The organism is Pseudomonas sp. Z2-11 (assembly GCF_054161305.1).
Genome location: NZ_CP096395.1, coordinates 3,240,974 through 3,255,655, shown reverse-complemented (window position 1 = coordinate 3,255,655; position 14,682 = coordinate 3,240,974). Strand labels below are relative to the sequence as shown.

12 protein-coding genes are annotated in these 14,682 nt (G+C 63.0%); 8 read left to right on the top strand and 4 right to left on the bottom strand.

What is annotated here, in order from left to right; all coding sequences use genetic code 11:
- Positions 1-14: 14 nt before the first annotated feature.
- Both M1E16_RS14380 and M1E16_RS14375 read right to left on the bottom strand, forming a co-directional pair.
- Positions 15-338: an AtuA-related protein gene (locus M1E16_RS14380; RefSeq protein ID WP_458127635.1), complete on the bottom strand. Its 324-nt coding sequence runs from the start codon at positions 336-338 to the stop codon at positions 15-17.
- Entirely contained in the window at positions 338-1,687 is a 1,350-nt protein-coding gene (locus tag M1E16_RS14375) for an acyclic terpene utilization AtuA family protein (RefSeq protein WP_458127634.1), read from the bottom strand. Before M1E16_RS14375 ends, M1E16_RS14380 begins: the two co-directional genes overlap by 1 nt.
- Before the next feature lie 101 nt (positions 1,688-1,788).
- Between M1E16_RS14375 and M1E16_RS14370 the strand changes: the two genes are divergently transcribed.
- On the top strand, positions 1,789-2,679 hold the full coding sequence (locus tag M1E16_RS14370) for a LysR family transcriptional regulator (protein WP_458127633.1): 891 nt from the start codon (positions 1,789-1,791) through the stop codon (positions 2,677-2,679).
- A 120-nt stretch (positions 2,680-2,799) separates the two neighbouring features.
- On the opposite strand, the gene M1E16_RS14365 is transcribed toward M1E16_RS14370, so the two are convergent.
- Entirely contained in the window at positions 2,800-3,651 is an 852-nt protein-coding gene (locus tag M1E16_RS14365; protein WP_458127632.1) for a CAP domain-containing protein, read from the bottom strand.
- 299 nt (positions 3,652-3,950) lie between these two features.
- Here M1E16_RS14365 and M1E16_RS14360 point away from each other — a divergent pair, with 299 nt between their 5' ends.
- Together M1E16_RS14360 and M1E16_RS14355 are read left to right on the top strand one after the other, a co-directional pair.
- Positions 3,951-5,177: an RtcB family protein gene (locus tag M1E16_RS14360; protein ID WP_458127631.1), complete on the top strand. Its 1,227-nt coding sequence runs from the start codon at positions 3,951-3,953 to the stop codon at positions 5,175-5,177.
- A gap of 10 nt (positions 5,178-5,187) precedes the next feature.
- Positions 5,188-5,823 (top strand): hypothetical protein, encoded by a 636-nt coding sequence (locus M1E16_RS14355; protein WP_458127630.1) that lies wholly within the window; start codon positions 5,188-5,190, stop codon positions 5,821-5,823.
- 216 nt (positions 5,824-6,039) lie between these two features.
- On the opposite strand, the gene M1E16_RS14350 is transcribed toward M1E16_RS14355, so the two are convergent.
- Complete coding sequence (locus M1E16_RS14350; protein ID WP_458127629.1) at positions 6,040-7,812, bottom strand: sigma 54-interacting transcriptional regulator; 1,773 nt, start codon at positions 7,810-7,812, stop codon at positions 6,040-6,042.
- 283 nt (positions 7,813-8,095) lie between these two features.
- Between M1E16_RS14350 and M1E16_RS14345 the strand changes: the two genes are divergently transcribed.
- The 5 genes from M1E16_RS14345 to M1E16_RS14325 all read left to right on the top strand — a co-directional run bounded on the left by M1E16_RS14345 (position 8,096) and on the right by M1E16_RS14325 (position 14,652).
- Positions 8,096-9,568, top strand: coding sequence for a benzaldehyde dehydrogenase (locus M1E16_RS14345; protein WP_458127628.1), 1,473 nt, complete (start codon positions 8,096-8,098; stop codon positions 9,566-9,568).
- A 46-nt stretch (positions 9,569-9,614) separates the two neighbouring features.
- A complete protein-coding gene (locus M1E16_RS14340) occupies positions 9,615-10,382 on the top strand; it encodes a coniferyl-alcohol dehydrogenase (RefSeq protein WP_458127627.1) in 768 nt (255 codons plus the stop codon).
- 70 nt (positions 10,383-10,452) lie between these two features.
- The gene (locus tag M1E16_RS14335; RefSeq protein WP_458127626.1) at positions 10,453-12,102 is read left to right on the top strand and encodes a DUF1302 domain-containing protein; all 1,650 of its coding nucleotides are present in this window, start codon (positions 10,453-10,455) and stop codon (positions 12,100-12,102) included.
- Between the two features lie 15 nt (positions 12,103-12,117).
- The gene (locus M1E16_RS14330) at positions 12,118-13,482 is read left to right on the top strand and encodes a DUF1329 domain-containing protein (RefSeq protein WP_458127625.1); all 1,365 of its coding nucleotides are present in this window, start codon (positions 12,118-12,120) and stop codon (positions 13,480-13,482) included.
- A 66-nt stretch (positions 13,483-13,548) separates the two neighbouring features.
- Positions 13,549-14,652, top strand: coding sequence for a WD40/YVTN/BNR-like repeat-containing protein (locus tag M1E16_RS14325; protein ID WP_458127624.1), 1,104 nt, complete (start codon positions 13,549-13,551; stop codon positions 14,650-14,652).
- Positions 14,653-14,682: the final 30 nt, after the last annotated feature.

Here is a 14,682-nt window from a genome sequence, read left to right as displayed (position 1 = left end):
AGGCGGCGAATCGGTCAGTCTTCCGGTCCCGGCAGGCGCAAGGCCAGGAGCAGGTAGCTCAGGCTTTTTCCATGGCGGTCGAGACCGCAGCTTCGATTCACGCCGCCTTCCAGGGCGTCCTCGAGCACAAAGTTCAACGCCTTCAGGTTCGGCAGTTCATAGCGATGCACCCTGGAGGGCTGGCGCGTCGCGAACTGCTCGGCGACGAGCTCGCAGCTCAGCACCCGAAGCAGCCAGGGATAATGGGCCGGGTCGTGGGGAAATACCGCGATGCTGAGGATATTGCCTTTGTCGCCGGCACGGGCGTGGGCAAAGTCGGCTAGGGTGACCAGGCTCATCAGTACCACTCCAGGGCTGTATGGATTTCATCACGCGGCAGCAGGAAGCTGCGGGTGGTAACGGCTTCCGCGAGGTGGCGCCGGACGCCACCGCCGCCAGCCGGTCCGTTGGTGTAGAGCGACTCGACTTCTGCCAGGAGGGTTTCGAGCAGCGATCGGTCGGTGTGGGTCAGGCCGATACGCACCCGCACGTCCTCCAGCAAAGGCGCCTGGGCCAGGTGTTTTTGCAGATAACGGCCACCCTGGTCGTTGAACAGGCTGGCGACTCCCGACAGGTCGATCCAGGGCTGTACACCTGGCGCCAAACGATCGAAACGCTGCAGCAGGATGTCGCGCGCCAGGGCGGCACGCGCCACGGCACCGGGGCCTGCATAGGAAATCTCGGCCTCGCCGAACCAGAGTCCGCGCATACCCGCCAAGCCCTTGAGGGTGTCGGGGCGCGGATGGCCGATCACGCCAGTGATTTCCACCCGGTCGTTCCCCAGGTCCTGTACGTAGGCCGCGCCCAGATCCAGCACGACGTCCGGCGTCAGATAACGTCGCGGGTCATGGACTTCGTAAAGCAATTGCTCCTTGACGGTCTGCTCGCTGACTCGTCCGCCGCTGTTGCGCGTCTTGCCGATGATCAAGCGGCCGTCCTGGTGAATTTCGGCGATCGGGCAGCCAAGGTTGGCCGGATCCGGGATGTCCTTCATTCCGGGATGGGCGAAATAGCCGCCAGTGACCTGGGCGCAGCATTCCAGCAGATGTCCGGCGGCGGTCGCGACGGCCATTTTTTGCCAATCGTCGGCCTTCCAACCCAATCCATGGCGGATCGCGCCTACCGCCAGGGACGGATCCGCAACCCGGCCACACAGCACGATGCCGGCGCCCTCGGCCAGTGCCTGGACGATGCCGTCGGCCCCGGTGTAGACGTTCACCGAAACAGGCCGTTCATCGGCACTCGACGACAGCCATCGTTCATAGCGCGGAGGCGTTTCTTCGAGCAGGTCGTCGCCCAGTACGCAGGCGATTTTCAGCGCCGGGAAACGGCCGGCCAATTCGTCGCGCAACCGTTGCGCGGCGGCCCTGGGGTTGGCTGCGCCGCCGTTGGTGATGATCGCAATGCCGGCTTCGATGCAAATGTCCAGCATGGGTTCGAGGAAGTCGAACAGGCGCGCGGAGTAGCCCGACCGTGGATCGAGGCGCTTGCGCAATTGCGCCTCGGCGAGGGTCCGTTCAGCCAGCAGCTCCAGCATGATGTAGCGCTGGCCGCTGCGTTGCGCCAGGTCCTGGGCCAGGCGTAGCGCGGCGTCGGGCCGATCATTGGCAAAACCTGCGCCACACCCGACGAGAATTGTTTTTGTCATGTTCGTGTTCCACTGAAGGGTGGCCCCATAGTGGAGAGACAGAATTAATCTGTGAATTTTAAAGATAGAATCAATTGATCCAGTAATTTTATGAGCCGGTCATGAACGTTTCTTTCCGACAGCTTCGCGCCTTCATCCTCATCGCCGAGACTTCAAGCTTCACCCGCACCGCGGAACAGCTGCACCTGTCACAACCGGCGCTGAGCTACAGCATCCGCAAACTGGAAGAGAGCATGGGGTTGCAGCTGCTTGCGCGTAATACCCGCAGCGTCGAGTTGACGCCAGCCGGCGAGCATTTCCTGCCCCAGGCCAGGCGCATGCTGCGGGACATGGACGATGCCGTGCGCGATGCTCGCGACACCTTGAGCCTGAGTCGCGGCACGCTTCGGCTCGCGGCCTTGCCCACGGCTGCCGCGTCGTTTCTGCCGATCGCCATGGCTGCTTTCCAGCGTGAAAACCCCGGTGTGACGGTGAGCTTGCTGGATGGCCGCGCCGGAGAAATCCTCGGCTGGGTGCAGCGCGGCGAGGTAGACGCCGGCATCAGTTCGCTGCCTGACGACCTGTCTGGGCTGAGCTTCGAGCGCCTATTGGATGACAATCTGGTACTGCTGAGCCACAAGCACTCGCAGGGTGACGGCCAGGAGGAGTGGACGCACCAGCCCTACATTGCCCTGACGCCTGACACGAGTATCCGGCCTTTGGCTGACGCGGCGCTGCGCTATTTGAACGTGGATGCAGTCCCAGCCTGGGAGGTGGCGCATATGAGCACGGCCACGGCGCTGGTACGGGAGGGGCTGGGATTTTCTTTATTGCCGGCCAGTTGCACGGCGGTGTTCAACATCGGCGAACAGTGCGCTGTAACCCCAATCGATCAGCCGGCCAAGCGCTCGATCGGGCTGTTGCAGCGCAAGCCGGTGGCACAATCGCCGTCGTTGAGCCAGTTCATGGGACATGTGCGGCGGGTTTTGCGGGAGGATGAGGCGGGCGCTTGATGTGGGGCGGTCTGCCGCCTTCGCGCTCCCACATTGATCGCGGCGTACCCGAATGACGCTTCAGGGGCTCTTCTGTGGGAGCGAGCCTGCTCGCGAAGGCGCAAGCCCGGTCAGCACCGGTCATTGAGTACCAAACATCGCCGTCCAGTAGATCCCCGCATCACTTTTCGGGTCCACCGCATACCCGGCTCCCAGTTCGCGAAATTGCGGGTTCATCAGGTTGGCGCAATGCCCGGGGCTGGCCAGCCAGCCGTCCACCACTTTCAAAGCCGTGTCTTGCCCGGCGGCGATGTTTTCGCCGATGGTCTGGCCCAGGTAGCCGGCCAGTTCGGCGCGGTCGCCGGGTGTGCGGCCATCGCGGTCCTTGTGGTCGAAGAAGTTGTTGTTGGCCATGGCGCGCGTGTGATTCACCGCCGCCAGGGCCAGGGTGGCGTTCCAGGCCAGCGGAGTGGTCGCGGTGTAGGCCTCGGTGCCGCAGCGGCGCGGTTGCGCGCGGGCGCTGTTGATGAGTTTGAGCAGTTTCTGGCCTTCGGCTTGCCAATCGCCCAGTCGTGCCGACAACAGCGGGCGAGCCAGCACGATGCGCCATTCGCGGTCCAGTCGGCTGACACCGACGTCAATGAACTGCGGGTCCAGCACGACCTGGCAGAAACTTTCCTGCACGGCCTTCATCGCCGCTTGCGCGTCGCGCGGCCCGGACAGGCTGATCGCTTGCACGTTGACCATCGGATAGGCCGCCCGGGCCAACGCCTGTTGCAGATCGCCGATGCCATTGGCCGACAGGATCAACCGCGAATCCATCGCCAGCGGCGGCAGCTCCAGGGACGCCTGGCCGGCGCAGCTCTGGGACTGGCTGCGGTAGAGGTTGATGGACTCGACCAGTTTCGTCTCTTCGGTGGCTACCGCACTGACGGCGAACGTCAGCCCCAGCGACAGCGCGGCAAGACGCATGACGGAAAAAATCGCACGCATGTAAATCTCCCTTGAGCGGACGGCGCCTATGATGCGCAATTTTTGCCCCGCTGGGGCAACGGTATTCACGCTCTCTTGAAATCCCTTGGACGGCACCGTTTGGTACCGTTCGGGACGCTCCTCACGTAGTGGGATCAATTTTCAGGCGAATAGGTCCATTCCATCGTCTTATTTCCGGCTCGCCACATCCAGACACGCAACCGCATTCGACAAATCCTCGCTGAATCTGCGTTCATGCCCAGTGTCGAAATTGTGAGCCGGCAATCAAGCGCGGCTCGTCATTGAACAGAACCGCGACCATGCACGAGAAAACCTACGAACTGCTGGAAGTCGCCAGCGGCAAGCCCATCAAACTCTGGACCCAGGGCGTGCCGGTGGAGGCCGAAGCCCGCCAGCAATTGCTGAACACGGCAAAAATGCCGTTCATTTTCAAACACCTGGCGGTGATGCCCGATGTGCACCTGGGCAAGGGCTCGACCATCGGCAGTGTCATCCCCACCGTAGGCGCGATCATTCCGGCGGCGGTGGGGGTGGATATTGGTTGCGGCATGATCGCCGCGCGCACTTCGCTCGATGCCGCTGATTTGCCGGACAGCCTCCAGGCCCTGCGCAGCGCTATCGAAAAAGCCGTGCCCCATGGGCGCAGTCTCAGCCATGGCGGACGCGACAAGGGCGCCTGGAGCAATGTCCCACGCGAGGCTGACCAGGCGTGGGTCGCGCTGGCCGCGCGCTTCAAGGCGATTACCGACAAATACCCGAAGCTGGCCCGGACCAACAACCGGCAGCATCTGGGTACGCTGGGCAGCGGTAATCATTTCATCGAAGTGTGCCTGGATGAGGCCAACCGGGTCTGGTTCATGTTGCACAGCGGCTCCCGGGGCGTGGGCAATGCCATCGGCAATCTGTTCATCCAGTTGGCCCAGGCCGACATGCGCCAGCACCTCGCCAATCTGCCGGACCGTGACCTGGCCTACTTCGAGGAGGGCAGCCGGCATTTCGACGATTATGTCGAAGCGGTGGGCTGGGCCCAGGATTTCGCCCGGCAGAATCGGGCTTTGATGATGGACGCGGTGATACGCGCCGCCCGGCAGGTCATCGGCAAACCGTTCGAAGTGGCGCTGGAAGCGGTGAATTGTCATCACAACTATGTGCAGAAGGAGCGACACTTCGGACACGACGTACTGGTGACGCGCAAGGGCGCGGTGTCGGCCAGGAAAGGCGAGTTGGGTATCATCCCCGGTTCGATGGGCGCCAGAAGTTTTATCGTGCGCGGCCTGGGCAACGAGCAATCGTTTTGTTCGTGCAGCCACGGTGCCGGCCGGGTCATGAGCCGGACCGAGGCGAAAAAGCGTTTCAGCGTCGAGGATCAGGTCCGCGCGACCGCCCATGTGGAATGCCGGAAGGACGCCGCGGTGATTGATGAAATCCCGATGGCATACAAAGACATAGACAAGGTAATGCATGCACAACGTGAACTTGTCGAAGTGCTGCATACCCTGCGCCAGGTCGTCTGTGTGAAAGGTTAGCGGAGCGAGCATGTTGAGCATCGTCGAGCAGGCAGCCAGTGAAGCGTTGCGCCAGCGAATGGAGGCGGCCGGTTGCGCCTTCGAATTCCTGGTGCTTGCTCCCGAGGCGGATGAAATCGTCGATCAGTCGTTGCACCGCGAGGCCGTGGACCGACTGTTCCAGCACATCGAGGGGCAATGGCTCGAGCGAGACCGCCAACTGCGCCTTGATCCGCGCTATGTCGATATCATCCCGCCGAGCATGCACTGGGACCTGACCAAGGCCATTCCCAAGGCGCTGGGGCAGGATCAGATCATTCGGCTGATGCAGACGGGGAAGACTGAACGCAATCCCCGATCCTATGCCTTGTACGACGCGTTTTGCGACCCGCCCTACGGCACCCGCTTCATCAACGACACGCCCCAGGCGCTGTTCAAAGAGTGGCTTGAGCTGCTCGGGCTTGTGCCGGTTGGCGGCGTGGTGGTGTTGGACTGGGTTGACAACTTCAACTTCAATGCATTGGCCAGCGACGAGCCCGATCCCGCCAGGGATCCCTGGAGCGACTATTTCGATGATGGCCTGGAGTGGTGGGGCGTGTGGTGCCTGAGCATCTGGAATCCCGAGCGCCGGTCCCTGGGTGTGTTGACGGCGAGCACGACGGATTGAGCGCTTCCAGAGCTGGGCAGTATCGGACTGACAAAAAAACCGTGGCGAGGGAGCTTGCTCCCGCTCGGCTGCGCAGCAGTCGTAAACAGGCTCCTGCGGTCTGCCTGAAGAAATGCAGGGGCCTGCTGCGCAGGCCAGCGGGAGCAAGCTCCCTCGCCACGGGGTTTGTGGTGGCCGAGGTCTTCGCGAGCAGGCTCGCTCCCACGGGTTCTGTGTTTATTCGTCGATATTGCGTTGGTGTTTCTTCAACCGATAGGCGAACTGCGCCCGGCTCAAGCCCAGCGACCTGGCTGCCGCCGCCAGGTTGCCGCTGTTCAGTTGCAGGGCTTCGTTGATCAGGCGCGACTCCAGGCCGTCGATGGAGAAGTCCGCGTCCCATTGACTGAGGGACGGCAACAACGGCGCCTTCGCCGTAGCGTCGCTCGCTGTCAGCGCCAATGACGTGAGCCCGCCATTGCCGTCCACCGAATACGCATCCGCTGGCAATCGCTCGTCGCGAAACAGATGCATCAGGTCGATGGCCTGGCCTTCTTCGCTGGCAATCAAGCCGCGTTCGATGAGGTTCTGCAGTTCCCGCACGTTGCCCGGGAAGTCATAGCGCAGCAGCATCTTCAAGGCGCGCATGGTCAGGCCCACCGGTGTACGGCCGTATTCCAGGCAGAAGCGCTTGAGAAAGGCATTGATCAACAACGGTATGTCATCGCGGCGATCGCGCAAGGGCGGGAGAGCGATGGGGTAGACATTAAGCCGATAGAACAAGTCTTCGCGAAACTCGCCTTGGGCCACGGCTTTGCGCAGATCGAGGTTGGTCGCCGCGACCACTCGCACGTCGACCTTGATGGCATGGCCGCCACCGACCCGTTCGATTTCCCGCTCCTGCAACGCGCGCAAAAGCTTGCCTTGGCCGGCCAGGCTCAGGCAGGTGATTTCATCGAGGAACAACGTACCGCCATCGGCCCGCTCGAAACGGCCGGGGCGCGAATGGGTGGCGCCGGTATAAGCGCCGCGCTCGACGCCGAACAGTTCGGCTTCGATCAGGTTGTCGGGTATCGCCGCGCAGTTGAGGGCGATGAACGGCCCCTGGCGGCGACGGCTCAGCTGATGCAACTGGCGGGCGAACATTTCCTTGCCCACGCCAGACTCGCCGGTGACCAGCACAGTGGCCGGTGTCAAGGCGACCCGCTGCAGAGCCAGCGTCGCCGCGTTGAACGCCGCACTGGCGCCAATCAGCGGTTGCTCGCTGTCCGGCAACGGGTCGCTGGCAGTCATGGGGTCAGGCCTCGCGCCGGATGGCTGGGCCGCCAACGGTTGTGAGGCATTGAGGTAGCTCAGGTCGCGCTCGATGTCCCCCCATTGTTCGGCGGTCTTGCCGACGACACGGCAGCGCTCATGCCCCATGCCCCGGCATTCCACTTCGCGAAAGACCACCAGTTGCCCGAACAACCCGCTGACGAAGCCGATCGCGTACCCCAGCTCGGTCCAGCACACCGGATCCTGCCCGGTGCCATAGGCGGCGATATGTTCGTCGGCTTCGCAGGAGTGGTGCCAGAGAAATTCCCCCTCGTAGAACCCCGATTCCGCATCGAACTTGAAATGCAGCGGCTCGACCTTGGTCATGCCTTCGAGAGTATGCAGGTGCGTGCCTGCGCGAAACACCGCCGCGGCATCGGCGTGCGGCCAGCGTTCACGAATCAGCCGGGCGTCGCGGGCGCCGGAGCAATAGCCGGTGCGGGTGAGCATGCCCCGGGCCTGCTCCAGTCCCTGGCGCTCGATGATCTCTCGACGCAGTGCACCGAAGGATGAGCTATGCAGCAGCAACATGCGTTGGTCGTTGAGCCAGATACGCCCGTCATCGGGGGAGAAAAACAGGCAGTTGGTCAGTTCTGCCGGGGTTGGCGAGCTGCTGTCGCTCAGTTCCTTGCTGTCGCCGCGTGGACGAAACGGCTCGGCAGCGATCCGCTCCGGCAGCGGACAGTGGGGATTATTCATTGTTATTGCCCCTGATGGTGGTAGTCGAAATGAACACCTGGCCAGATAGTTATTAAGCATAACTTTATCAAATGAACAAGTGGCGATCGGCCAGCGGCTGGTTCGACGCCAGCAACGTTGCCCTTTGCCAGCCTGAGAGCCTTGATCCAGAGCCTTGCGCCAAGTTTGTGCAGGACCGCGGGTGAATACGGCACACGGCTTGCTCAGCCACTCCTACGGCGTTTGCGCCAGCGTCGGCAAGGCGTGGCAAACGATGACAACAACAAAGAGCCGGGAGCTTTAAATGTCTGCATCCGAAAACCACCTGCTAGCCCAGATGATCGCGTCCGAATGTGTCTTCAACGGGAATTGGGTGCCTGCCTCGGGCCCGTTGCTGACCATCATCGAGCCGGCCACCGGTGAGGCGCTGATGCGCAGTGCTTCGGCCGATGCTGCCGATATCGCCAAGGCCAGTCGCGATGCGGCCCTGGCGCAACCGGCCTGGGCCGCCCTCGGTCCACGGGAACGGGCGGCGATCTTTCGCAAGGCGGCTGACGTCGCCGAACGCTCCTTCGCAGAACTGGCGCTGTACGTCGCACGGGAAACCGGCGCGGCATTGTTCAAGGGCCAACACGAGGTGCGCGAGGCGATCGTGCTGTTGCATCAGGCCGCCGGCATGCTGTCTCAGGCCCATGGCGTGGTTCTGCCCAGCGAGGCAGGGCGCCTGTCTTATGCGCGGCGCTTGCCCCATGGGGTAATCGGGGTGATCTCGCCGTTCAACTTTCCCCTGGTATTGTCGATGCGCTCCGTGGCGCCGGCCCTGGCGGCGGGCAATGCGGTGGTGCTCAAGCCGGATCCGCAAACGCCGGTCAGTGGCGGTTTTCTGATTGCCCGTCTCTTCGAAGCCGCGGGCCTGCCCAAGGGCTTGTTGCAGGTATTGCCCGGTGCGGCCGACGCCGGGGAAGCGCTGTGCCGTGATCCCAACGTCAAGATGATCGCCTTCACCGGTTCCACCGGCGCCGGTCGCAAGGTGGCCGAAGTGGCCGGGCGCAACCTCAAGAAAGTCGCGCTGGAGCTGGGCGGCAAAAACCCCTTGATTGTCCTCGAAGACGCCGACCTGGACCTCGCGGCCCGCAATGCGGCCTGGGGCGCCTGGTTGCATCAGGGGCAGATCTGCATGGCCACCGGGTTGATCCTCGCCCACGAGTCGATTGCTCAGGCCCTCATTCAGAAACTGGTGGATAAAGCCCAGGCGTTGACCGTCGGCAACGCCGCCCGCGAGGAAGCCGCGCTGGGGCCGTTGATCAACCAACGCCAGTTGCAGCGCGTGCACGACATCGTCAATGACAGCGTGCGCGCGGGGGCGAGGCTGGAAACCGGCGGTAACTACGACCGTTTGTTTTATCAACCGACGGTGCTCAGCGGCGTGAAGCCGGGCATGCGTGCCTTCGAGGATGAAGTCTTCGGTCCGGTGGCGAGCGTGGTCAGTTTCGCCAGCGACGAGGAAGCCATCGAGCTGGCCAATCGCAGCGAGTATGGCCTGTCGGCGGCGGTCATTTCACCCTCGGTGGGCCGGGCCATGGCCATTGGCGAGCGATTGCAGTGCGGCATGCTGCACATCAACGACCAGACTGTCGCCGACGAGTGCATCAACCCGTTCGGTGGGCGCGGCGCTTCGGGCAATGGCGGCAGCGTCGGCGGCCCGGCGGACTGGGACGAGTACACCCAGTGGCAGTGGGTCACGGTCAAGGACAAGGCGCCTGTCTATCCGTTCTGACCGGTCGGTTTCAACGGGGCAGATAAAAATAACAAGAGGACTCAACATGAAACTCGACAACAAGATTGTGCTGGTGACCGGCGTCTCGTCGGGCATCGGTGCCGCCACGGCGAGCCTGCTGCGTGCCCACGGCGCCCAGGTGATCGGCGTGGACCTCAAGGCGCCGCACCAGACCCTGGACGGTTTTATACAGGGTGACCTGAGCAGCGCCGAGCACATCGACCGCCTGCTGCCGCAGCTACCCGCACGGTTCGATAGCCTGTGCAATATTGCCGGGGTGCCGGGCACCGCCAGTCCGCAACTGTTGGCGCGGGTCAACTACCTCGGGTTGCGCCACTTCAGCCAGGCGTTGCTGCCACGCATCAATGCGGGCGGCAGCATCGTCAATATCGCCTCGATCCTTGGCGCCGAATGGCCGCTACGCGTAGAGCAGCACAAGGCGCTGGCGCGCAGCGAAGGGTTTGCCGCCGGGCAAGCCTGGCTGGCTGATTACCCGGTGCCGGACCAGACCTGCTACCAGTATTTCAAGGAAGCCTTGATCGTCTGGACCTACCTGCAGGCCCAACCCTGGTTCCTGGAGCATTCGGTGCGCATGAACTGTGTCGCGCCGGGGCCGGTCTTCACGCCCATTCTCGAAGACTTCGTGAGCATGCTCGGCGAGGCTCGGACCCAGGCCGATGCCCATCGCATGAAACGTCCCGCCTACGCCGATGAGGTAGCGGCGGTGATCGCCTTCCTGTGTGCCGACGAGTCGCGCTGGATCAACGGCGTCAACCTGCCCGTCGATGGTGGATTGGCCTCCACCTACGTTTGAGAACCCAAGCCGCCACCCGAGCGGGTTGCAGCAAAGCCATGCCAAACAATAACAATAATGAGAGCACCCCATGGACAACCTCAAAGACAGCTTTGGTTTCAAGCATTGCGCGCTATTCCTGGCGCTTTGCAGCAGCGGTGTGATGGGCGAGAGGGCCGAGGCCATGCAAATGGACCTGGGTGACTCCGACTGGAAACTGCGCTGGGACAACACGATCAAGTACAGCCAGGCCTGGCGCCTGCACGGACAGGACAGCCGTCTGGTCAACGCGCCGACCGCCAATGGCCTGTACCCCTCGATCCAGAGCCAGGGCGACAAGAACTTCAGTCGCGGCCTGGTCTCCAACCGTCTCGACCTGTTTTCCGAAATGGACCTCAGCCGGCAAAACTACGGGCTGCGGGTCAGCGGCGCGGCCTGGTACGACGATATCTACAACCAGGACACCGACAGCAGCGAGCAGCCACATTTCCTCAGCGAAACCCGCGAGCTGCATGGACGCGACGCTGAGATTCTCGATGCCTTCGTGTTCCTGCGCGGAGACCTCGGGGAGGACTCCCAAGGCGTGGCGCGTCTTGGACGCCACAGCCTGATCTACGGCGAAAGCCTGTTCTACGGCGGCAACGGCATTGCCAATGCCCAGGGGCCGACCGATGTGGTCAAGTTGCTCAGCGTGCCGGGCACACAGTTCAAGGAGATCCTGCGGCCGGTCAATCAGATTTCCGGGCAGTTGCAGATCAACCCGCAGCTGTCGGTGGGCGCCTACTATCAGTTCGAGTGGGAACGTTCCAACCTGCCCGGCGCCGGCAGCTACCTGAGCGATGCCGACGCCATCGGTTACGGCAGCGGTCCGCTGCGTGAGGTATTCGGCAACGACACGGTGAATGGCGGCGACCTGAAACCGCGCAATTCGGGGCAGGGCGGTATGCAGATCCGCTTCAAGCCGGCCGGCACAGAGCTGGAGCTGGGTTTCTACGCGGCCCAGTATCACGACAAAGCGCCGATCGGCTTGTATGCCTACCTGGACGGTCCGGCGGCTGCGGCCAGCGGACTGCCGATCCTCGGCTCCTATCGCCAGGTCTACGCCGAAGACATCAAGACCGCCGGCGTCAGCTTTTCTACCGCTTACGGTCCGTTCAACTTTGCCGGTGAATCGTCGGTGCGCTGGAACGCGCCGCTGGTGAGCAACCTGCAAGTAGTGACCCCCGGCATGCAGGCCGATGGTGGCGACGATGCGCTGTTCGCCCGAGGCAAGACCGCGCACGTCAATCTGTCGGCGATCTACCTGTTGTCGCCCACCGCTTTCTGGGATGGCGGCTCGGCCCTGGCCGAGCTGGCCTGGAACCGCACCCTGAGCGTGACCGACAACGCTGCCGCGCTGGATTCCAATACCACTCGCGATGCTACGGCGCTACGGGTGTTGATGGAACCGGCGTACTTCCAGATCGTCGACGGGATCGACCTCACCGTGCCGGTCGGCATGGGGATTGTGCTTGATGGACGTTCATCGGCGGTGAACAAATCCGGCTTCGGCAATACCCATTCCGGCGACTGGAGCGTCGGCCTCAAAGCCACCTACCTGCAGCGCTGGGATGTCGGCCTCAATTACGTGAACTTCTTCGGCGCACCCAAGGCCGGGCTACGCGAGGACGGCAATTTCAATTACGGCCAGTCGTTGGCCGACCGCGACTTCGTCTCGCTCTATGTGAAAACCTCATTCTAACAAGGTGGATTCGCCATGCAGAACACAGCATTCCTGAACACCTGCGTCCTCGCCCTTGCCTTGGCCGGCATGAGCCTGGCGGCGCAGGCGGCGGTATCGCCTGAGCAGGCCGCGCGCTTGAAAACCGATCTGACCCCCTTTGGTGGTGAGCGCGCCGGCAACGCCGATGGCAGCATCCCGGCCTGGCAGGGCGGTTATACCCAGGTCGCGCCCGGCTACAAAGCGGGTGACAAGCGCCCCGATCCATTCGCCGGCGAGAAACCGCTGTACTCGATCAAGGCTTCGAACATGACGCAGTACGCCGGCCAATTGGCCGAGGGCACCCAGTTGCTGCTGAAGAAATATCCGGACTATCGCCTGGATGTGTACCCGACTCATCGCTCGGCCGCCGCGCCGCAATGGGTGTACGACAACACCAGCAAGAATGCCACGCGCGCCGCACTGGACGTGGACAGCGAAAAAGTCTCCAACGCCTATGGCGGCATTCCGTTCCCGATCCCTGAAAACGGTGCGCAGGTGCTGTGGAACTATCGGTTGTCCTGGCAGGGCGGCGACACCATCAGCTCGCCGTTCGATACCTGGCTGATGACGGCCGGTGGCAAGAAAGTCCAGGCGACCCGGGCCCAGTACACCTATCAGTTTCCCTACTACGTCGAAGGAGGCAGCCTGGAAAACTATTCGGGCAAGTACCTGCTGGGCAAGCTGTTCACCGAATTGCCGTCGTCCAAGGCCGGCGAGGGCCTGATGACCCATTGGGACCTGGACCCGGCCAATCGTGCGGCCTGGCAGTACCTGGTCGGCCAACGCCGGGTTCGTCGTGCACCGAACATTGCCTACGACACACCGGACTTCGTCACCTCCGGCGTCGGCCTGTTCGACGAGGCGTTCATGCTGTTCGGGCCCACCGATCGTTATGACCTCAAGCTGGTGGGCAAAAAAGAACTGATCGTCCCCTACAACAATAACCGCGCCGCGCTGGCCAAGAGCGACGAGTTGGTCAAGGTCGGCTTCCTCAATCCTGACCTGGTGCGCTGGGAGAAACATCGGGTCTGGGTCGTCGAGGCCACGCTCAAGTCTGGCAAGCGCCATGTCGTGCCGCGCCGCACTTACTACGTCGACGAAGACTCCTGGCAGATCCTGATGGCCGACGGTTATGACGCCCAGGGCAAGCTCGGCCGGCAGATGTATTCGCTGACGCTGCTGGCACCGGACCTGCCGGCCCTGACCGCACAGGTCATGTGGGGCAGCTACAACCTCGACACCGGGGCCTACTTCCTCAATTCGTCGAGCAACGACCTGACAGTCCAATACCAGAAGGTCGCGAAGCCTTCAGCGTCCTATTTCACGCCGGATGCCATGGCCAACGAAAACATGCGTTGAACCAGTGGTGGCCGTGACGAGGGAGTTCGGCGCGGCCACTGACGATTTTCCAGGCGGGATGACGATATGAACGTTGAAAAAATCTTCGCGAACCGCGGTCCGCTATGGGCGGTTTGTGCCCTGGTGGGCTGCCTGTGGGCGAGCGTGCCTTGGGTCGCGCAGGCCACGACATTGGCCGTACTGCAGCAACCGGCGCTGCCAACGGCCAAGGCGCCGCGCGCGGTATTGCTCGGGCTGGCCCGGGCCGGTGAGCGCCTGGTGGCGGTCGGTGAGCGCGGGATCGTGCTGCTTTCCGACGATGCCGGAATGAATTGGCGCCAGGCCAAGGTGCCGGTCAGCGTCAGCCTGACGGCGGTGCAATTTGTCGATGCCGAACAGGGCTGGGCGGTCGGTCATCTGGGCGTGGTACTGCACAGCCGGGACGGCGGCGAAACCTGGGAAAAGCAACTCGACGGTGAGCGTGCGATCGCCCTCGCGATGCAGGTTGCAGAGCGCGATGCCGATGAGCCCGGCGGTGCCAGCCAGTTGACGCAGGCTCGGCATATGCTCGCCGACGGGCCGGATAAACCGTTCCTTGATCTGTATTTCATTGATCGCCAGCACGGCTACGTCGTGGGGGCCTACAACCAGATCTACCGTACCGACGACGGCGGGCGTAGCTGGCAACCGTGGATGCGTCATGTCGACAACCCGCAGGGCTTGAACCTGTATGGCGTCCGCGGCGTGGGCAAGGACCTGCTGCTGGTGGGAGAGCGCGGCCTGCTGTTGCGTTCGAGCGATGGCGGACAGTCGTTCCACGCCTTGAAGTCACCGTATGAAGGCAGTTTTTTCGGCCTGCTTGGCACCCGCGACGGGGCCTTGATTGCCTACGGTCTGCGTGGCAATGCCTGGTGGTCAGACGATCGAGGCAACAGTTGGCGACGCCTTGAGACCGCTATCGAGTCGACGCTGGCGGCGGCGCTTGAGCTGCGCGACGGCAGCCTGTTGTTGGCCAGCCAGGGCGGTGAGTTTTTATTCAGCCATGACCAGGGCCGCAGCTTTGACAAGCGTCAAAGCCGCAGCGGTGGCACGGTTGCCGCCGTGCAACAGGCGGTCGATGGCAGCCTCGCCAGCGTCGGTTTGAGCGGCGTGGCCGCCGACCAGGATCCGCGAGGCTCCAGTAAACCTTGAAACTTCACGGTGTAGCGCTATCGGGCCACG